This is a genomic window from Streptococcus sp. KHUD_014 (assembly GCF_051106275.1).
Taxonomy (GTDB): domain Bacteria; phylum Bacillota; class Bacilli; order Lactobacillales; family Streptococcaceae; genus Streptococcus.
This window is the reverse complement of the sequence record NZ_CP193666.1, coordinates 82,568-101,345: the sequence shown is the minus strand read 5'-3', so window position 1 is coordinate 101,345 and position 18,778 is coordinate 82,568. Positions and strand designations below refer to the sequence as shown.

Genomic DNA, 18,778 nt, shown 5'->3' with positions numbered 1-18,778 from the left:
CACCTCTCTTAGATGACTTCTACTGAACCACCTTTAGCAGTGATAGCTTCTTCAGCTGATTTAGAGAATTTAGCTGCTTTCACAGACAATTTCTTAGTCAACTCACCGTTACCAAGGATTTTGATACCTGATTTTTCAGCTTTAACAATTCCTGCTTCGATAAGAACAACTGGAGTTACTTCTGCACCATCTTCAAAGACGTTCAATTGGTCAAGGTTAACAATTGCGTATTCTTTAGCGTTGATGTTAGTAAATCCACGTTTTGGAAGACGACGGAACAATGGAGTTTGTCCACCCTCAAAACCAAGGCGAACTCCGCCACCGCTACGAGCTTTTTGACCTTTTTGACCACGTCCAGATGTTTTACCGTTACCTGATGAAGTACCACGACCAACACGGTTACGAATTTTACGAGAACCTTCTGCAGGTTTCAATTCATGAAGTTTCATTATATATTTTCTCCTCTTTTGTAAAATGCTAGCGCCGATAAGAGAGAAAAGGTTGTCTCTCCTATCAACTCGCCTATACCTTTGTCATCAAAGATGACTATATCTAGTTTTAGGGGATGGTATACTGCACATCCCCTAACATTTAATTAGTTTACTTCTTCAACTGTTACCAAGTGAGATACTGCAGTGATCATACCACGAATTGCAGCGTTATCTTCTTTAATAACAGAGCTGTTCAATTTGCCAAGTCCAAGTGCTACAACAGTTTTACGTTGTGATGGAATGCGTCCGATTGGAGACTTAGTCAAAGTAATTTTAATTTGAGCCATTTTATCCCCTTTCTTATGCCAAATCAGAAACTGAAATACCACGAAGGGCAGCAACTTCTTCAGCGCGTTTCAATTGTTTCAAACCTTCAACAGTTGCGCGAACAATGTTGATTGGAGTATTTGAGCCAAGAGACTTAGATGTAACATCAGCTACACCTGCCAACTCGATAACGGCACGAACTGCACCACCAGCGGCAACCCCAGAACCTTCTACAGCAGGTTTCAACAATACTTTAGCTCCACCGAATTCTGAAAGAACTTCGTGTGGGATTGTTGTTCCAACCATAGGAACTTCGATCAAGTTTTTCTTAGCATCTTCTACTGCTTTACGGATTGCTTCTGGAACTTCTTGAGCTTTACCAGTACCAAATCCTACGCGACCATTGTGGTCACCAACGACTACAAGAGCTGCAAAACGAAGACGACGTCCACCTTTAACAACTTTAGTAACACGGTTAACAGCAACTACGCGTTCTTCAAATTCAACTGCATTGTCTTTAAATGCCATTTTCTAGTGTCCTCCTATTAGAATTTCAATCCGTTTTCACGAGCTGCATCAGCCAAAGCTTTCACACGTCCGTGATATAGATATCCACCGCGGTCGAACACCACTTCTGAAATACCTTTAGCGTTTGCACGTTCTGCAACGAGTTTACCGACAGCAACGGCTTGTTCAGTTTTTGTTCCTTTTGAAACTTCTTTGTCAAGAGTTGAAGCACTTGCGAGCGTTACACCCGCTACGTCATCAATAACTTGAGCGTAGATGCCTGTATTAGAACGGAATACGTTCAAACGTGGGCGATCAGCAGTTCCAGAGAGTTTTCCGCGAACGCGACGGTGGCGTTTTTGGCGGAGTTTGTTTTTATCTGGTTTAGAAATCACAGTTTTCACCTCTTTAGTTTTAATTGTGTGCTATGCACAAAGTTGGAAAATAGCTTGGTGGTTGATGCTCAACCACTCAAGATTATTTACCTGTTTTACCTTCTTTAAGACGAACGTATTCGCCAACGTAACGGATACCTTTACCTTTATAAGGTTCTGGTGAGCGAAGGCTACGTACGTAAGCAGCTGTTTGACCAACTACTTCTTTTGAAATTCCGCTGATAACAATGTTTGTTGGGTTTGGAAGTTCAAAAGTAATTCCTTCTGGAGCTTCAACTTCATCTGGATGAGATTTACCAACAGCCAAGACAAGTTTGTTTCCTTGAAGTTGTGCACGGTAACCAACCCCACGCATTTCAAGTTGTTTCTTGAATCCTTCTGATACACCAACAACCATGTTGTTCAAAAGGGCACGAGTAGTTCCGTGGATAGTTTTCATTTCTTTTGAATCGTTTGGACGGTGAAGAGTTACTTCAGTACCTTCCACACGGATTTCAATATCTTTTGAGAACTCACGAGTAAGTTCTCCTTTAGGTCCTTTTACAGTTACAACGTTGTCGTTGTTGATGATTTCAACACCAGCAGGCAACACGATAACTTTATTACCAATACGTGACATGTTTTTATTCTCCTGTTAAATTGTCAGGCCATGACGGCCAGTTTTCACGGGGTTAAGATACTTATTTAGTTCAAGAGCTGAACTGAACACGCTCTAAGAACTTTGTATCTTGATTTGAGTTCGAGCTAAGAATTTGGTGAAAAAGATAAGTTTGTCTTGGAGCATCGCTCCTGCTACAAACTTCCTATTTTCACTGCATTCTTTTAACGCTCTCACATCATCAATTACCAAACGTAAGCGATAACTTCTCCACCAACGTTCTTTTGGCGAGCTTCTTTATCAGTAAGCAAACCTTCTGAAGTTGAAAGGATAGCAATTCCAAGTCCGTTAAGTACTTTTGGAAGATCTTCACGCTTTTTGTAGACACGAAGTCCTGGTTTAGAAACACGTTTCAAGTTAGTGATAACTTTTTCACCGTTTGGTCCGTATTTAAGGAATACACGGATGATGCCTTGTTTGTCATCTTCGATGATTTCTACGTTCTTAACAAAACCTTCGCGTTTAAGGATTTCAGCAATCCCTTTTTTGATGTTTGATGCAGGTACTTCAAGTACTTCGTGTTTTGCTTGGTTAGCGTTACGAATACGAGTTAGGAAGTCTGCGATTGGGTCAGTCATAACCATTTTATTTTTCTCCTCTTACTAGTAGTTTGCAAGTTGCACTTGCTAGTTAATGATTGAGCTGGGCTCAGATAGTATTGACACATTCAAACAAGATAATCTCATTTGAACACGAGCTACAACCTGGGCAAAAAAGATAGATTCGCCTTGGAGCATCGCTCCTGCACCAAATCTCCTATTTTTGCTGGGGTTGTTACGCTCTTTGTATCATGATATTACCAAGATGCTTTTGTTACACCAGGGATTTGACCTTTATATGCCAATTCACGGAAGCAAACACGGCAAAGTTTAAACTTGCGGTAAACTGAGTGTGGACGTCCACAACGTTCACAGCGAGTGTATGCTTGAGTAGAGAACTTCGCTGGGCGTTTGTTCTTAGCAATCATAGATTTTTTAGCCATTAGTTATACCTCCTATATTATTTTGCAAAAGGCATTCCAAGGCCTGTAAGCAATGCACGTGACTCTTCGTCAGTGTTAGCAGTAGTTACGATAACGATGTCAAGACCACGAGTTTTGTCAACGTCATCAAAGTTGATTTCTGGGAAGATCAATTGTTCTTTCACACCAAGAGTGTAGTTTCCGCGTCCATCAAATGATTTTGTAGGAACACCGTGGAAGTCACGTACACGTGGAAGTGAAACTGAAACCAATTTGTCCAAGAATTCGTACATACGTTCACCACGAAGGGTAACTTTTGCACCGATCGCAACACCTTCACGAAGACGGAAGCCGGCGATTGATTTTTTAGCTTTAGTGATAAGTGGTTTTTGACCTGAGATAAGCGCCAATTCTTCAGCAGCTTTTTCAAGGCTTTTAGCGTTTGATACAGCTTCACCAACACCCATGTTCAAAACGATCTTATCTACTTTAGGCACAGCCATCACTGATGAGTAGTTGAATTGTTCTGTCAAAGCAGGAACTACTTCATTAAGATATTTTTCTTTTAAACGATTTGCCATTATACTTCTCCTTTCCTTCGTGATTAATCAAGCACTTCGCCTGATTTTTTGTTGTAGCGAACTTTTTTACCGTCTACAAATTTGTAACCAACACGACCAGCTACACCATTTTTGTCCAAAACTTGAACGTTTGATACGTGGATAGCTGCTTCTTTCTCGATGATACCACCTTGAGGAAGCTCGTTAGTTGGACGTTGGTGTTTCTTAACGATGTTAACACCTTCAACAATAACTTTGTTTACTTTTGGAAGGGCAGTAAGGACAACAGCTTCTGTTCCCTTATCTTTACCAGCGATTACGCGAACTTTGTCGCCTTTTTTTACAAACATTAGGTTTCTCCTTGATTTTTCTTACGCCCATAAGGGCACCCTGGAGGTAAATCCAGGGGACTAGTTTGTTTGTCTTTGCTCTGCGAAAATCAAAGCAATCCTTCGTCAGTTTCAACTCACCTAACTTAAGTTATGCTTTCGTCTTACTTCCTAGACTTGTTTTAATTTTCTTTGAGCAACCAATTAAAGTACTTCTGGAGCAAGTGACACGATCTTCATGAAGCCACCTTCACGCAATTCACGTGCAACTGGACCAAAGATACGTGTTCCGCGAGGAGTTTTGTCTTCACGGATGATAACTGCTGCGTTTTCGTCAAACTTGATGTATGAACCATCAGCACGACGAGCACCTGATTTAGTACGAACGATAACTGCTTTAACAACGTCACCTTTTTTAACCGCACCACCAGGAGTAGCTTGTTTTACAGATGCCACAATAACATCACCGATGTTTGCAAATTTACGTCCTGAACCACCAAGAACTTTGATAGTCAAGATTTCGCGAGCACCGCTGTTGTCTGCGACTTTCAAACGAGTTTCTGTTTGAATCATTTCAGTTTTCTCCTTTCAGGTTTGATTAGATGATGACCGCTTCTTCAACAACTTCTACAAGACGGAAACGTTTTGTAGCTGAAAGCGGGCGAGTTTCCATGATACGTACGATATCGCCTTCTTTGGCAACATTGTTTTCATCATGAGCTTTGTATTTTTTAGAGTAGTTAATACGTTTACCATAGACTGGGTGGTTACGTTTTGTTTCAACTACAACTGTGATTGTCTTGTCCATTTTGTCAGATACAACACGTCCAACAAGAACTTTACGATTATTGCGTTCCATTGAAATTTCTCCTTCCCTAGTCTATTATTTCGCTTCAGATTGAACTGTTTTGATACGAGCGATTTGTTTTTTAACTTCTTTCAAGCGAGCTGTTTGTTCTAATTGACCAGTAGCAGCTTGGAAACGAAGTTCGAACAATTCTTTTTTCAATTCGTTTTCGCGCTTCGCGAGTTCTTCTTGAGAAAGACCACGAAGTTCTTTAACAAATTCTTTTACTTCATTAAGTTTCATGCCTTCTCCTTATTCTGCTTCACGTTTTACGAATTTACATTTAACTGGCAATTTGTGGCTTGCAAGACGAAGTGCTTCGCGAGCGATCTCTTCAGATACACCTGCAACTTCAAACATTACTTTACCACGTTTAACTGGTGCTACCCAACCTTCAGGTGCCCCTTTACCAGATCCCATACGAACCCCGATAGCCTTAGCTGTGTATGATTTGTGCGGGAAGATTTTAATCCAAACTTTACCACCACGTTTCATGTAACGAGTCATGGCGATACGAGCAGCTTCGATTTGGCGGTTAGTGATCCAGTGGCTAGTTGTAGCTTGAAGACCGTATTCACCGAATGCTACTTCTTTTCCACCTTTAGCTTCACCGCGCATTTTACCACGGAATTCACGACGGTGTTTAACACGTTTAGGTACTAACATTGGTTATTTACCTCCTTTAGTGTTTTTACGAGCTGGAAGAACTTCACCACGGTAGATCCATACTTTAACACCAAGTTTACCGTATGTAGTGTCTGCTTCTTCCCAAGCGTAATCGATATCTGCACGAAGTGTGTGAAGTGGAACAGTTCCTTCAGAGTATCCTTCAGCACGGGCGATATCTGCACCGTTCAAACGACCTGATACTTGAGTTTTGATCCCTTTAGCTCCAGCACGCATTGCACGTTGGATTGCTTGTTTTTGTGCACGACGGAAAGCAACACGTTGCTCCAATTGACGAGCAATTCCTTCACCTACAAGGTGAGCATCCAAATCAGGTTGTTTGATTTCGATGATGTTGATGTGTACTTGTTTCCCAGTCAGTTTGTTAAGTTTTGCACGGAGTGCATCAACGTTAGCACCACCTTTACCGATAACCATACCTGGTTTAGCAGTGTGAAGTGAAACGTTAACTTTGTTTACTGCGCGTTCAATTTCGATAGTTGAAACTGCTGCGTCAGCAAGTTCTTTTTGAACGAATTTACGGATTGCAAGATCTTCATGAAGGTAATCCGCGTATTCTTTTTCAGCATACCATTTGGCATCCCAATCACGGATGATGCCGACACGCATACCAATTGGATGTACTTTTTGACCCACGATTTTACCTCCTTATTTTTCTGCAACAGCCACAGTGATGTGAGCTGTACGTTTGTTGATTGGTGAAGCTGAACCTTTCGCACGTGGACGGAAACGTTTCATAGTTGGTCCTTCGTTTGCGAATGCTTCAGATACTACCAAGTTAGCTTTATCCAAACCAAGGTTGTTTTCAGCGTTAGCTACAGCTGAGTTCAAAACTTTCAAGATGATCTCAGCAGCTTTGTTTGGAGTGAATGTCAAGATTGCAATAGCATCGGCTACGCTTTTACCACGAATATTGTCAAGAACAAGACGTGATTTACGAGGTGAAACACGTACTGTACGAGCCATTGCTTTAGCTGAAGTAATTTCTGCCATTTATGTTCTCCTTATTTTCTACGTGTTTTCTTGTCGTCTGCAGCGTGACCTTTGTAAGTACGAGTTGGTGCAAATTCACCAAGTTTGTGACCTACCATGTCTTCTTGGATGTAAACAGGTACGTGTTTACGTCCATCATAAACTGCGATAGTATAACCAATGAAACTTGGGAAGATCGTTGAACGACGTGACCAAGTTTTAATAACTTTTTTCTTTTCGTCGTTAGCTTGAGCTTCAACTTTTTTCATCAAATGCTCATCGACGAAAGGTCCTTTTTTAAGACTGCGTCCCATTTTTATTTTTTCTCCTTTAAATGTTGTACCACAGCGGCTTGCGCTCTCAAAGAGCGCTACCGAGCTGGCGGAATGCCCTAGTTGCTTAAGCGACTAGTTTTAAATTATTTCTCGTTGCGACGACGAACGATAAGTTTGTCAGATTTCGCTTTCTTGTTACGAGTTTTAAGACCAAGAGCAGGTTTGCCCCATGGAGTTGATGGTGCTTTACGACCAACTGGTGCTTTACCTTCACCACCACCGTGTGGGTGATCGTTAGGGTTCATTACAGAACCACGAACTGTTGGACGGATACCTTTCCAACGGCTGCGTCCTGCTTTACCAAGGTTAACAAGTCCATGTTGTTCGTTTCCGACAACACCAACTGTTGCACGACAAGTTCCAAGAATCATACGAACTTCGCCTGATTGAAGACGAACAAGAACATATTTACCTTCTTGACCCAATACTTGAGCAGAAGCTCCAGCAGCACGAACCAATTCACCACCACGACCTGGTTTCAACTCAATGTTGTGAACCAAAGTACCAACTGGGATGTTAGCAAGTGGAAGAGCGTTTCCGACTTTGATATCTGCTTCTGGACCTGAAACGATACGTTGACCAACTTCAAGACCTTTTGGAGCGATAATGTAAGCTTTCACACCGTCAGTGTAGTGTACAAGAGCGATGTTTGCAGAACGGTTTGGATCGTACTCGATAGTTTTAACAACTGCTTCAACGTTATCTTTGTTACGTTTGAAATCAACCAAACGGTAGAAACGTTTGTGTCCACCACCGTGGTGACGAACAGTGATGCGACCGTTGTTGTTACGACCAGCCTGTTTCTTCAAAGCAACAAGCAAAGATTTCTCAGGTGTGCTTGTTGTGATTTCAGCGAAATCCAAAGAAGTCATATTACGGCGACCGTTTGTTGTTGGTTTATAAACACGAATTCCCACGATATTTCCTCCTTAGATTATTCAGCTTCAGCAGCGAACAACTCGATTGCTTTTGAATCAGCTGTAAGTGTGATGATAGCTTTTTTAGTTTTGTTAGTAAAACCAGTGTAACGTCCAACACGTTTAGCTTTTGGTTTTACGTTGATTGTGTTAACATTTGCAACTTTAACACCTTCGAATGAAGCTTCAACAGCTTGTTTAATCAAAAGTTTGTGTGCACGAGTGTCAACTTCAAATACATATTTGCCTGCTTCAAGTTGAGCCATTGAGCTTTCAGTGATTACAGGTTTTTTGATAACATCATACAAATTCATTATGCAAGAACCTCCTCGATTTTAGAGATAGCTGCTTGAGTAACAAGAAGTTTGTCACTATTTGCGATGTCAAGAACACTTGCAGTTGTAGCAGTCGCAACTTTCACGTTTGGAAGGTTACGAGCTGAGAGAGCTGCGAATTCGTTTCCTTCTTCAAGAATAACAAGGACTTTAGAATCGATGCTCAAAGCTGCAAGAACTTTTGCAAATTCAGCAGTTTTTGGAGCTGTAAATTCAAGAGAATCAACGGCTACAAATTTATTTTCAGCAACTTTTTCTGAGTAAACAGATTTAAGTGCAAGGCGACGAACTTTTTGAGGAAGTTTGTACGCATAGCTACGTGGAGTTGGTCCGAAGACGATTCCACCACCACGCCATTGTGGAGAGCGGATAGAACCTTGACGTGCACGTCCAGTTCCTTTTTGACGCCATGGTTTGCGTCCGCCACCTGAAACAGCTGAGCGGTTTTTAACTGCGTGAGTTCCTTGACGAAGGCTAGCGCGTTGGCTGATGATCACATCAAACACAACAGATTGGTTTGGTTCGATACCAAAGATTGCATCGTTAAGAACAACTTCGCCCGCTTGTTTACCAGTTTGGTCGAATAATGTTACATTTGCCATTTTGACTGTATTCCCCTTTCCTTATTATTTACCAGCTTTAACTGCTGACTTGATAGTGATAAGAGATTTCTTAGCACCTGGTACGTTACCTTTGATAAGGATAACGTTCTTTTCTGGAACAACTTGTACAACTTCAAGGTTTTGAATTGTTACACGGTCGCCACCCATACGTCCTGCAAGGTTTTTACCTTTGAATACACGGTTAGGTGCAACAGGTCCCATAGAACCTGGACGACGGTGGTAACGAGAACCGTGAGCCATTGGTCCACGTGATTGTCCGTGGCGTTTGATAACACCTTGGAAACCTTTACCTTTAGAAGTACCAGTTACGTCAACAACGTCTCCAGCTGCGAATGTTTCAACAGTGATTTCAGCACCAACTTCCAAGCCTTCAACGTTTTTGAATTCACGAATGAAGCGCTTAGGAGCCGTGTTAGCTTTCGCTACATGTCCTTTAGCAGGTTTGTTGCTCAATACTTCGCGTTTATCATCGAAACCAACTTGGATAGCGTTATATCCGTCTGTTTCAACAGTTTTAACTTGAAGAACAACGTTTGGAGTTGCTTCAATAACTGTTACAGGGATCAATTCGCCAGCTTCAGTGAAGATTTGAGTCATTCCCACTTTTTTCCCTAAGATTCCTTTTGTCATGAGAAAATAGTTCCTTTTCTATATTTTTTATTCAAAAAGTTTTTAACGAGCGTTTTTTATGCTCAAGTCTAAGATACAAAGGGCGTCAAACTCGAAGTGAAAATAGGAAACTGACGCAGTGTCGTGCAGACACTAGGAAGTTTATCTTTTTCACACCGAGTTTAGTCTGTGTTCAATTTAATTGAAACACCAGCTTCTTCTCTTTTATATTTTAGATTAAAGTTTGATTTCTACGTTTACACCACTTGGAAGATCCAATTTCATCAAAGCGTCAACTGTTTTTTGAGTTGGGTTGATGATATCGATCAAACGTTTGTGTGTACGCATTTCGAATTGTTCGCGAGAGTCTTTATATTTGTGAGTCGCACGAATAATTGTGTAGAGGCTACGTTCAGTTGGAAGTGGGATTGGACCTGCAACTTCTGCACCTGTGCGAGTAGCTGATTCTACGATTTTAGCAGCCGCTGTGTCAAGCGTACGGTGTTCGTAAGCTTTCAAACGGATACGGATTTTTTTGTTTGCCATCTTTTTCTCCTTTTCGTCTATTTAAGATAATAGGCTAGCTCCACAAGAAAACCGACGCGCGTTGCGTGGCAATGCAACCGAGCGTGTCGCAACCTCTTGCATCAAAGCTAAGGCTGTAATTTACAGCACCATAATAGAATAACACAAAGCCCCTGCGATTGCAAGGGATTTGACAGGATTTTTTTATTTTTTTAGATGAAACTGTTTTCTTTTTATGAATGGCGAAATTCCCCCTCTGCTTGGAAGTGAATTTACAGTTTTTCTTCTATACATAGTGTCAGTATTTGATGATAAACTGATTTCCTGATTGATCTACCAAGATATCTGCCATTGACTCGGTTGTTTTATAGTATCGTAGATACTGCTCTCGTCTCATCTGCTGACTAGCCAATATAAAGGATGCATCGCCATTTCTCACAGTCGTATCTCGAGCTAGACGCCTCTTTAATTCTGTCTCTTCATTCGTGTAGAAACAGACAGTTTTGTCAAAGAGTTCCTTGGGTAGAAAACCCACAGACATCCCTTCGACTATCAGAATTGGTTTTGCTCCCGATAAGACCTCACTAGCCTTCCAAGGTTCATCTATTGTTAAGACATCCATACCCGCTTGCAGAGCAAGAATATCTCTTTCTAAACTTACCAGTTCATGAGCCACAGGTAAACATGCTGTTACCTTTTGGTCTGGTGTCTCTTTAGGTACCACTAAATGTCGTCCCGAAGTAATATAGGGATCTGTCTCTAGTAAATTTACATTTTCAGAATCTAAAACTTGGAACAATTCTTGAGCAAACGTTGATTTTCCTGATGCTCCATGCCCGTAAATACCAAGTGTCTTGATTTTCCCTAACTCTATCTCTGAAACCAGACTGTTTATAAGCTCTCTTTTATTCATTCTCTTTTCACCTGCTCGTAACTTTCTTTTCCATCATTAAGCTTGTCCCAAATAACCACTTGACCACTTTGGAGAGATTTTTGCACATCGATAATTCTTTGGTTTGAAGATCCGCGGAACTGGAGCATGAGATTTCGTTTACTTCTATCATAACGTCCGTCGACAAGAATATCAATCATTGACAAGAGCTCCAGTTTATCAGGTGTCTCCAGCATCATCTCTTCCCATGTGTATCCCGTCCAAGACCAGATATCTTTATCTGGCAATTCCTTACGAATGCGTTTGACGAGAGGTAAGAGAATACCCGTATTGAGGAAAGGCTCTCCTCCTAATAAAGTCAATCCTTGAACATAGGGTTGGGCCAGATCTGCCATGATTTGTTCTTCTAATTCGGGCGTGTACGGAATCCCTGCATTAAAGGACCAGGTCGCAACATTATAACAGCCCTCGCAGTGAAACATACAACCTGCTACGTAAAGGGAGTTGCGCACGCCTTCTCCATCCACAAAGTTAAAAGCCTTATAGTCAATGATGCGCCCTTGGCTGAGCTCCTCACTCTTCCACTCGCCTGGTTTTGGTGTATTCCAAGTCATCCTTCTACTCCAACTCTATCCAATAGCGTTCCGTTCCATTACGAACATCCTCTAACTTCCCACCATTAGCTAAGATAACAGCTCGGCTGGCAGGATTTTCCGTGCTACAAGTCACAAGCGCTCGTTTGATATTCTTTTTCTTGGCAATTTGTAGACCTTGTCGGAGGGACTCTTTGGCGTAACCCTTGCCTCTTTCAGACGGTCGGATGGAATAGCCAATATGGCCAGCATGATTCAGCAAGCCCTCATTTAGTCTCAGCCGTAGATTCAAAAAACCTAAAGCACGGTCTGATTCATCAAACAAAACGAACTGAATTGATGGAACGCGATTTTCCAGCAATCCTATTCCCATTTCTTTATTTCGGCTAGTTTCTAGCCAGTCCTCGTAAGAGAAATTCTCAATATCCCAAAATCCGCCATTGTGGGTCGATTGGGTCTCTTCAAACTCCTCTATCATATCTACAACAGCTTCCTTATCCGCCAATGTTGGTCTGCGTAGTATCATCTTTACCTCCAACTAAGAGAAAAGCGAGAGCGGACTCTCACTTTTTCTTATTCTTATTTAAAAATTGCTCTCTTAGGCTAGCCACTCGGTCTTTTTTATTGCCTCCACCTTTTGAATGTTTCTCGTGGAACCGTTGAACCAAGGCCTTGCCCTTATCGTCTAATTGATATTTTCCCATTCTATTTCTTTCTAACTTCTTACTTCATGTCCTGCTGTTTTGATAGTAGAACCGTTCATGTGTTTCACACGCGCAGCAATTTCCTTATGACGCCCATTAACCATCGGACGAGCTTGTGGATTCCCAAGATAACCACAGGTCCGTTTAACAACATCTACTGTTTTAGGATCATTATTCCCACAGTTAGGACAAGCAAATCCTCTCTCTGTCGGCTCAAAATCTCCTTCAAAATCACACTTGTAACAGCGGTCAATTGGAGTATTGGTTCCGAGATAACCTACACGGTCATAAGCATAATCCCAAACAGCTTCCAAGGCCTTTGGATTTTGTTGGAGAACTGGATACTCACAGTAGTGGATGAATCCACCTGATGCACCCGCTTCTGGATAAACCTTTTCAAAATCTAGTTTTTCAAAAGGAGTTGGATTTTTACGCACATCATAATGGAAGGAATTTGTGTAGTATTCTTTATCTGTAATATCTGGAATAGAGCCAAATTTCTCAGCATCTAAACGGCAGAATCGGTCCGTCAAACTCTCAGACGGTGTTGAATAAATAGAAAAGTGATACCCATATTGGTCTGACCACTCTTCCACTCGATGTTTCATATCTCGAATGATATCAAGGGTGAATTCTTTAGCTTCTGGATTGCTTTCCCAATGATTGCCAAAGAATACTGTCGCTACTTCATAAAGCCCAATGTAGCCAAGCGAAACAGTAGCACGACGGTTCTTAAAGAGCTCGTCAACACTTTCTTCCTTCCCAAGACGACGTCCGAAGGCACCATATTGATAAAGAATTGGTGCATTAGCTGGAGTGGCTTCCTTGGTTCTTTCGACACGATAAACTAGAGCATCTTCCGCAATGTTCATGCGCTCATTGAAAATTTCCCAGAACTTATTCATGTCGCCTTCTGATTCGAGAGCAATACGAGGCAGATTGACCGTCACGACCCCTAGGTTCATACGGCCAGAGTTAACTTCAACTCCATTTTCATCCTTCCATCCTTGAAGGAATGAACGGCATCCCATCGGAACTTTGAAAGAACCAGTCAACTCGACAATCTTATCATAAGACAAGACATCCGGGTACATGCGCTTAGTTGCGCATTCGAGCGCCAACTGCTTGATGTCGTAGTTCGGTGAACCTTCCTCCAAGTTAAGTCCTCTTTTAAGAGTGAAGATCAATTTAGGGAAGATAGCTGTACGGTGTTCTGATCCCAACCCCTTGATTCGAATGTTCAAGATAGCCTTTTGAATTTCGCGTTCAAAACGATTGGTTCCTAGACCAAAACCAAGAGAAGTAAAGGGTGTTTGCCCATTTGAAGTGAAGAGAGTATTGATTTCATACTCTAGAGATTGCATGGCATCATAGATATCTTTTTGGGTTTTCTTCCAGGCGTACTCCTCACGCTTGTCAGGTAAAACCCACTCCTCTGCATCTTTGAGGTGTTTTTGGTAATTTTTCTCTGCATAAGGAGCCAAGACCTCATCGATACGGTCTGCTGAACAGCCTCCATACTGACTTGATGCAACGTTAGCGATGATTTGTGAAATCTGCGCTGTCGCAGTTTGGATAGACTTGGGACTCTCTACCTCAGCATTCCCAATCTTAAAACCATTTTCCAACATGCCCTTGAAATCAATCAAACAGCAGTTAGTCATAGGGGTGTAGGGGCTATAGTCCAAATCATGATAGTGGATATCCCCTTTTTGGTGGGCATTAGCTACGTGCTTAGGAAGCATTTGAAGACCGATTGATTTCCCAACAATCCCTGCCGTCAAATCACGCTGGGTATTAAAAACATCACTATCTTTATTAGCATTCTCATTGACAACTGCCTGGTCTTTGTTGAGAAGTTTATGGATACTGAAGTTAATATCTGTTGCTTTTGAGCGCTCAAAATCCCTTTGTGTCCGATAGGTGATATATTCCTCTGCCAAGGCATATTCTTTAACTTCCAACAACTCGTGTTCTACGATATTTTGGATTTCATAGATTTTTACACCTTGAGGAAAGCGGCTATGAATCTCTTCTACAATACGTTCAATCAAACTACTTAGACGTTTTTCGACCAAAGGAGTTACATCCATAACCTTTTCAGCGGCCTTATGAAGCGCTTTGTCAATTTTATCCACATCAAAAATGACGCGTCTACCGTCGCGCTTTTCAACGAATAAGGTTGGATCAGGGCTTATTTTCTCTTCTAATACAATCATTTCCAGGCTCTTTTCTAAAACTAGTATCTAAAAAGTATTATATCACTAAAAAAATAAAAATCAATATCTAGTGTCAAAATTCCTATTTTCATAAAATTTACACTAGATATTGATTGTTTTATTTTAATTTGTAAAGTTTAAAGTCTTTGAATTCACTTTGAACTGGTTGGTAGCTTTCTGCTAGAAGCTGTTCCACTTCCGTCCAGAGAGCTGTTTTTGTATTGACCACAATCACTTTAGGCTGGTTATCACGTAGATCATTTACAAGCTTGGTATGATTTTCAGATAAAGCTGTATGTAATTTCGGTGTTAGTAACTGACTAGCTGCTAAACGTTCACTAGTCTTATAACCATTAGCAAGATCATCCCATATATAAATACGATCGGTTGCCTGTGTTTGTCCTTTAACCGTAGTTTCCATACGAGCGCGTTCTTGATATTGTTCTGGGTGAAGGACATAGCGCGCTACTAAAGGTGCCAAGAATAGGTAAGCAAGGGCCAAGATAGGCAGGTAAGCATTTCCTTTGAGGAAGATTGCCCATACTGAAGGAGCTTCACTATATCTTCTACGACGACTCACTCCCTCTGCATCATTGGCACGAATTCGAGTCAACAACAAAATGGACATGAAAGGAAGCAACTCAGCTAGACGACTTCCATGGATCGGTTCAGTAGAGAAAATTTCCAAGCCTAGTGATAGTACAAGAGCAAGCGCAGCAAATATAGATAAGACATATTGCTTGCTTGATTTAGACTGGAAAAAGCCTGCAAACACCAGGGTCAATCCTCCAAGACCGATTGCCAATAATCCATAAAAGAGGAGATTATCTAGCAGACCAGGGTTGGACATAAAACTCAAACTATCAATTGGATAGAGAATTTGACTAATAGCACTCCCGAAGCTCCCTTTATAAACTGTGTAGTAACCGATTGGATAAAAGAAGAGTGAAAATCCTAGACCAACCGCAAGAAATTGATAAAAGCCGCGAGCCCAGTAACCACGCCCAATATTAAAGGCTAACAAAGCAAAGAATAAGACCAGAGCATATAAAGTTGTGACTAGAGGGGCGAAGAAAAATGCTAGAGCCAAACTCATCCCGATACGCAAGAAACCTTTGTCATGATTAGATTCTGCAAAATAGGTTGTGACTAAGTTTAGGGCGTAGAATAAAAATGGAAGGGCAAGAATTGTGGCATAGCCACCACCAAAGCTAAGACCTCCAGCAAGAAGGTAAAAAATCGTCAACACTTGTCGCGACTGCTCGTCCTCTTTCGTCAAGTCATAGGTTGAACGAAAAAGAAAAATTCCAGCGCCCACTAAAGCAAGCCAATTAAAGGCCGCAAATAAAAGGCTACCTTTAGCTAGATACTGTAGGAAATAATAGAGGAGACCACTCGTTCCAAAATAGTCTGTGTAGATTTCTCCTCCTTGGTGCATTGCCCATCCAATATAGAAATCCTGAGCCTGCTCTGGACTGGTCAATCCTAGCACAAAAGGAAGAACTACAGATACAAGTACCGCTAAAGTGCTCCAAATTAAGATTTTAAACAATGGTAAGCGAGCAGATTGTCGTGTTTCAAACTCTTCTCGCTCCTCTCCCCCAGCTGAATTTTCTTGATTTCCAGTCCAAGTTGGAGTTGGTTCGTCTTCTAATCTGCCATATACGTTCATTCATTCTCTCCTAGATTTTGATTTGTTCTAGTATATCAAAAAGTCTAGTTCTTGTCAGCCTGCTGAGGACATTTATTCAGCTTTTTATAGAGACTAGCGAAGCGTTCAATCTCATAAAAACGGTGATAAGATGCCTTTTTATAGGCTTCTAAAAAATTTTTTTCTTCTACTGTTATCATCTCTTCTCCTTTTCTCTTTATTCGAAAAAAAGAGAAGCAATCTATCAAAAAAACTGAATTCCCTAAAAGAGAATTCAGCACTTTGTCTTTAGTCAGCCTTTTTTTCTAAATTTTTTGAAATACTACGATTTTTACCTTCCAGATACACCATCAAAATGGAGATATCTGCTGGGTTTACTCCCGAGATACGGCTAGCTTGGCCGATGGTTTCTGGATTGATGAGTTTAAATTTCTGACGCGCTTCTGTCGCAATGGAATCAATGTCATCCCAGTCGATGTTGGCTGGAATACGTTTTTCTTCCATGCGTTTCATCTTGGCAACCTGATCCATGGCTTTGGAAATATAACCTTCGTACTTGATTTCTGTTTCAATCAATTCGATAATCTTGTCATCCAAGTCCTCTGCAGCTGGTTCGATGAAGGCTACCACATCTTGGTAAGAAACTTCTGGACGGCGAAGGAATTCCTTGGCTGTCACTGCATCGGTCAACGGTTTAAAGCCCATCGCTTCAACCTTAGCATTGGTTTCCTTGACTGGCTTGAGTTTGATACTATCTAGGCGCTTCATCTCATTGTCAAATTGATTTTTCTTGATTTCAAAACGAGCCCAGCGTTCATCATCCACAAGGCCAATCTCGCGTCCCATCTCTGTCAAACGCATATCAGCATTGTCATGGCGGAGAATAAGACGGTATTCAGCACGACTGGTCAAGAGACGGTAGGGTTCAATGGTTCCCTTGGTCACCAAGTCATCAATCATGACCCCGATATAACCGTCGCTTCGCTTCAAAATCAACTCAGGCTTGCCTTGGATTTTCAGAGCCGCATTGATACCAGCGATAATCCCTTGGCCTGCTGCTTCTTCGTAACCTGACGTTCCATTTGTCTGACCAGCAGTGAAAAGTCCAGAGATTTTCTTGGTCTCTAGAGTTGCACGCAACTGATGAGGCAAGACCATGTCATACTCAATAGCATAACCAGTTCGCATCATTTCTGCATTTTCCAAACCTTTGATAGAATGAACCAATTCACGTTGCACATCCTCAGGCAGGCTGGTTGAAAGCCCTTGGACATAAACTTCCTCTGTATTGCGACCTTCTGGTTCTAGGAAGAGTTGGTGGCGTTCCTTATCCGCAAAGCGAACAATCTTATCCTCAATCGACGGACAGTAGCGAGGTCCTACCCCCTTGACCACACCTGTAAACATAGGCGCACGGTGGAGATTGTTTTGGATAATCTCATGACTGGTACCATTAGTGTAGGTTAACCAGCATGGAACTTGGTCTTTGACATAGTCCTCATCACGTGAAGTGTATGAGAAGTGATTTGGCGCTTCGTCTCCTGGCTGAATCTCTGTCACATCGTAGTTGATTGAAGAAGCCTTGACACGTGGAGGGGTTCCTGTCTTGAAACGACCGATTTCGAGACCAAGTTCCTTGAGGTTGTCAGCAAGGTTAATAGAAGCTAGGCTGTGATTTGGACCTGATGAGTACTTGAGGTCTCCGATGATGATTTCCCCACGGAGGGCTGTCCCTGTGGTCACGATAACAGCCTTGGCAGCATATTCCTGATGGGTAGCTGTACGAACACCGACAACCTTGCCATCTTCCACCAAAATCTCATCAATCATGGTTTGACGAAGGGTTAGATTTTCTTGATTTTCAACCGTCTTGCGCATTTCCTTAGAGTAAAGCTCCTTGTCAGCCTGCGCACGAAGAGCTCGAACTGCTGGACCTTTCCCAGTGTTAAGCATCTTCATCTGGATATAAGTCTTGTCAATGGTCTTAGCCATTTCTCCACCGAGAGCGTCGACTTCACGCACGACAATCCCTTTAGCGGAACCACCGATAGACGGATTACAAGGCATGAAAGCAAGCATTTCAATGTTGATGGTCGCAAGCAAGACCTTACAACCCATACGGCTAGCGGCCAAGGAAGCCTCGACCCCAGCGTGTCCCGCACCGATTACAATAATATCGTATTCTTCCGTAAAATTATAAGTCATTTTCTCTCCTATTCCTCAAAATGAATGTGTCTTAGTTGGCCGTCCCAAGCTGGCAAAGCTGTTTTTAAAAAAGCTGGAACGAGCTGGATATTCTGGAGCTGGTCCAAATCAATCCATTCACAGGGCTGCCTTTTCTCATCTTCCTGCATGGTCAATGGAGCATCCTCAAGCAAATCCACTAGATAATGAAACTCGATGTTGTGATAGAAAATACCGTCCTGTTCAAAACGATTTTCAACTACAAAAGCTAGTTGCCCAGCTTGAGCTTTGACACCCAGTTCTTCCCTCACTTCACGGACTAACGCGTCTTCCGTTCTCTCATTGACTTGAATCGCACCGCCGATAGTGTAATACTTCCCCCTGTCTTTGGTGACTAGGATCTTGCCATTTTGAAGAATCAAAGCTGTCGCCCGAACGCCAAAAACCGTATTTCCCACTTTTGTCCGAAAGTCTTGCTGAGTCATTCTTGTCCTTTCCCTTAAACGACACAAAAACA

Annotated in this window: 30 protein-coding genes; all 30 read right to left on the bottom strand. The window is 41.9% G+C overall.

The annotated features are described in order from the left end of the window. Positions 1 to 8: 8 nt before the first annotated feature. A complete protein-coding gene (gene rplO / locus ACORHT_RS00535) occupies positions 9 to 449 on the bottom strand; it encodes a 50S ribosomal protein L15 (protein ID WP_434350257.1) in 441 nt (146 codons plus the stop codon). A gap of 146 nt (positions 450 to 595) precedes the next feature. Next, complete coding sequence (rpmD, locus tag ACORHT_RS00530) at positions 596 to 778, bottom strand: 50S ribosomal protein L30 (RefSeq protein ID WP_000057241.1); 183 nt, start codon at positions 776 to 778, stop codon at positions 596 to 598. Between the two features lie 13 nt (positions 779 to 791). Next, the gene (gene rpsE / locus ACORHT_RS00525) at positions 792 to 1,286 is read right to left on the bottom strand and encodes a 30S ribosomal protein S5 (RefSeq protein ID WP_414271113.1); all 495 of its coding nucleotides are present in this window, start codon (positions 1,284 to 1,286) and stop codon (positions 792 to 794) included. A 17-nt stretch (positions 1,287 to 1,303) separates the two neighbouring features. After that, entirely contained in the window at positions 1,304 to 1,660 is a 357-nt protein-coding gene (rplR, locus tag ACORHT_RS00520; RefSeq protein WP_000624044.1) for a 50S ribosomal protein L18, read from the bottom strand. Positions 1,661 to 1,742: 82 nt separating this feature from the next. Further along, the gene (rplF, locus tag ACORHT_RS00515) at positions 1,743 to 2,279 is read right to left on the bottom strand and encodes a 50S ribosomal protein L6 (RefSeq protein ID WP_414271112.1); all 537 of its coding nucleotides are present in this window, start codon (positions 2,277 to 2,279) and stop codon (positions 1,743 to 1,745) included. A gap of 224 nt (positions 2,280 to 2,503) precedes the next feature. Further along, positions 2,504 to 2,902 (bottom strand): 30S ribosomal protein S8, encoded by a 399-nt coding sequence (gene rpsH / locus ACORHT_RS00510; RefSeq protein WP_000245504.1) that lies wholly within the window; start codon positions 2,900 to 2,902, stop codon positions 2,504 to 2,506. A 212-nt stretch (positions 2,903 to 3,114) separates the two neighbouring features. Next, on the bottom strand, positions 3,115 to 3,300 hold the full coding sequence (locus ACORHT_RS00505) for a type Z 30S ribosomal protein S14 (RefSeq protein ID WP_001085699.1): 186 nt from the start codon (positions 3,298 to 3,300) through the stop codon (positions 3,115 to 3,117). A 17-nt stretch (positions 3,301 to 3,317) separates the two neighbouring features. Continuing rightward, a complete protein-coding gene (gene rplE, locus ACORHT_RS00500) occupies positions 3,318 to 3,860 on the bottom strand; it encodes a 50S ribosomal protein L5 (RefSeq protein ID WP_000013542.1) in 543 nt (180 codons plus the stop codon). A 23-nt stretch (positions 3,861 to 3,883) separates the two neighbouring features. Continuing rightward, positions 3,884 to 4,189 carry a 50S ribosomal protein L24 gene (gene rplX / locus ACORHT_RS00495; protein ID WP_000497691.1) on the bottom strand — a complete coding sequence of 102 codons (306 nt, stop codon included), beginning with the start codon at positions 4,187 to 4,189 and terminating at the stop codon, positions 3,884 to 3,886. A 183-nt stretch (positions 4,190 to 4,372) separates the two neighbouring features. After that, entirely contained in the window at positions 4,373 to 4,741 is a 369-nt protein-coding gene (rplN, locus tag ACORHT_RS00490; RefSeq protein ID WP_000616545.1) for a 50S ribosomal protein L14, read from the bottom strand. Positions 4,742 to 4,766: 25 nt separating this feature from the next. After that, positions 4,767 to 5,027, bottom strand: coding sequence for a 30S ribosomal protein S17 (rpsQ, locus tag ACORHT_RS00485; RefSeq protein ID WP_000440801.1), 261 nt, complete (start codon positions 5,025 to 5,027; stop codon positions 4,767 to 4,769). Positions 5,028 to 5,051: 24 nt separating this feature from the next. Further along, entirely contained in the window at positions 5,052 to 5,258 is a 207-nt protein-coding gene (gene rpmC, locus ACORHT_RS00480) for a 50S ribosomal protein L29 (protein WP_000772918.1), read from the bottom strand. Positions 5,259 to 5,267: 9 nt separating this feature from the next. Beyond that, complete coding sequence (rplP, locus tag ACORHT_RS00475) at positions 5,268 to 5,681, bottom strand: 50S ribosomal protein L16 (protein ID WP_000960948.1); 414 nt, start codon at positions 5,679 to 5,681, stop codon at positions 5,268 to 5,270. 3 nt (positions 5,682 to 5,684) lie between these two features. Further along, positions 5,685 to 6,338: a 30S ribosomal protein S3 gene (rpsC, locus tag ACORHT_RS00470; protein ID WP_000529936.1), complete on the bottom strand. Its 654-nt coding sequence runs from the start codon at positions 6,336 to 6,338 to the stop codon at positions 5,685 to 5,687. Positions 6,339 to 6,350: 12 nt separating this feature from the next. Next, positions 6,351 to 6,695, bottom strand: a complete 345-nt coding sequence (rplV, locus tag ACORHT_RS00465; protein WP_049548847.1) for a 50S ribosomal protein L22 — start codon at positions 6,693 to 6,695, stop codon at positions 6,351 to 6,353. A gap of 11 nt (positions 6,696 to 6,706) precedes the next feature. Continuing rightward, the gene (gene rpsS, locus ACORHT_RS00460) at positions 6,707 to 6,988 is read right to left on the bottom strand and encodes a 30S ribosomal protein S19 (RefSeq protein WP_000533766.1); all 282 of its coding nucleotides are present in this window, start codon (positions 6,986 to 6,988) and stop codon (positions 6,707 to 6,709) included. A gap of 104 nt (positions 6,989 to 7,092) precedes the next feature. Continuing rightward, a complete protein-coding gene (gene rplB, locus ACORHT_RS00455) occupies positions 7,093 to 7,926 on the bottom strand; it encodes a 50S ribosomal protein L2 (RefSeq protein ID WP_075228994.1) in 834 nt (277 codons plus the stop codon). 17 nt (positions 7,927 to 7,943) lie between these two features. After that, the gene (locus ACORHT_RS00450) at positions 7,944 to 8,240 is read right to left on the bottom strand and encodes a 50S ribosomal protein L23 (protein ID WP_075228993.1); all 297 of its coding nucleotides are present in this window, start codon (positions 8,238 to 8,240) and stop codon (positions 7,944 to 7,946) included. Then, positions 8,240 to 8,863 carry a 50S ribosomal protein L4 gene (rplD, locus tag ACORHT_RS00445; protein WP_000024549.1) on the bottom strand — a complete coding sequence of 208 codons (624 nt, stop codon included), beginning with the start codon at positions 8,861 to 8,863 and terminating at the stop codon, positions 8,240 to 8,242. Before rplD ends, ACORHT_RS00450 begins: the two co-directional genes overlap by 1 nt. A gap of 24 nt (positions 8,864 to 8,887) precedes the next feature. Continuing rightward, positions 8,888 to 9,514 (bottom strand): 50S ribosomal protein L3, encoded by a 627-nt coding sequence (rplC, locus tag ACORHT_RS00440; RefSeq protein ID WP_000160197.1) that lies wholly within the window; start codon positions 9,512 to 9,514, stop codon positions 8,888 to 8,890. A gap of 216 nt (positions 9,515 to 9,730) precedes the next feature. Further along, positions 9,731 to 10,039, bottom strand: coding sequence for a 30S ribosomal protein S10 (rpsJ, locus tag ACORHT_RS00435; protein WP_001284511.1), 309 nt, complete (start codon positions 10,037 to 10,039; stop codon positions 9,731 to 9,733). Between the two features lie 277 nt (positions 10,040 to 10,316). After that, the gene (locus tag ACORHT_RS00430; RefSeq protein ID WP_434350256.1) at positions 10,317 to 10,931 is read right to left on the bottom strand and encodes a uridine kinase family protein; all 615 of its coding nucleotides are present in this window, start codon (positions 10,929 to 10,931) and stop codon (positions 10,317 to 10,319) included. Continuing rightward, the gene (nrdG, locus tag ACORHT_RS00425) at positions 10,928 to 11,524 is read right to left on the bottom strand and encodes an anaerobic ribonucleoside-triphosphate reductase activating protein (protein WP_434350255.1); all 597 of its coding nucleotides are present in this window, start codon (positions 11,522 to 11,524) and stop codon (positions 10,928 to 10,930) included. The genes ACORHT_RS00430 and nrdG overlap by 4 nt, the downstream gene beginning before the upstream one ends. A gap of 4 nt (positions 11,525 to 11,528) precedes the next feature. After that, on the bottom strand, positions 11,529 to 12,029 hold the full coding sequence (locus ACORHT_RS00420) for a GNAT family N-acetyltransferase (RefSeq protein ID WP_434350254.1): 501 nt from the start codon (positions 12,027 to 12,029) through the stop codon (positions 11,529 to 11,531). A gap of 37 nt (positions 12,030 to 12,066) precedes the next feature. Further along, positions 12,067 to 12,207 (bottom strand): hypothetical protein, encoded by a 141-nt coding sequence (locus tag ACORHT_RS00415; RefSeq protein ID WP_000521609.1) that lies wholly within the window; start codon positions 12,205 to 12,207, stop codon positions 12,067 to 12,069. A gap of 11 nt (positions 12,208 to 12,218) precedes the next feature. Beyond that, the gene (nrdD, locus tag ACORHT_RS00410; protein ID WP_434350253.1) at positions 12,219 to 14,426 is read right to left on the bottom strand and encodes an anaerobic ribonucleoside-triphosphate reductase; all 2,208 of its coding nucleotides are present in this window, start codon (positions 14,424 to 14,426) and stop codon (positions 12,219 to 12,221) included. A gap of 118 nt (positions 14,427 to 14,544) precedes the next feature. Continuing rightward, positions 14,545 to 16,098, bottom strand: a complete 1,554-nt coding sequence (locus ACORHT_RS00405; protein WP_434350252.1) for a damage-inducible protein CinA — start codon at positions 16,096 to 16,098, stop codon at positions 14,545 to 14,547. Positions 16,099 to 16,142: 44 nt separating this feature from the next. Continuing rightward, positions 16,143 to 16,277, bottom strand: a complete 135-nt coding sequence (locus ACORHT_RS00400) for a hypothetical protein (protein ID WP_414321720.1) — start codon at positions 16,275 to 16,277, stop codon at positions 16,143 to 16,145. Positions 16,278 to 16,365: 88 nt separating this feature from the next. Beyond that, entirely contained in the window at positions 16,366 to 18,282 is a 1,917-nt protein-coding gene (mnmG, locus tag ACORHT_RS00395) for a tRNA uridine-5-carboxymethylaminomethyl(34) synthesis enzyme MnmG (protein WP_434350251.1), read from the bottom strand. 8 nt (positions 18,283 to 18,290) lie between these two features. Next, positions 18,291 to 18,746, bottom strand: a complete 456-nt coding sequence (locus ACORHT_RS00390; RefSeq protein ID WP_434350250.1) for an NUDIX hydrolase — start codon at positions 18,744 to 18,746, stop codon at positions 18,291 to 18,293. Positions 18,747 to 18,778: the final 32 nt, after the last annotated feature.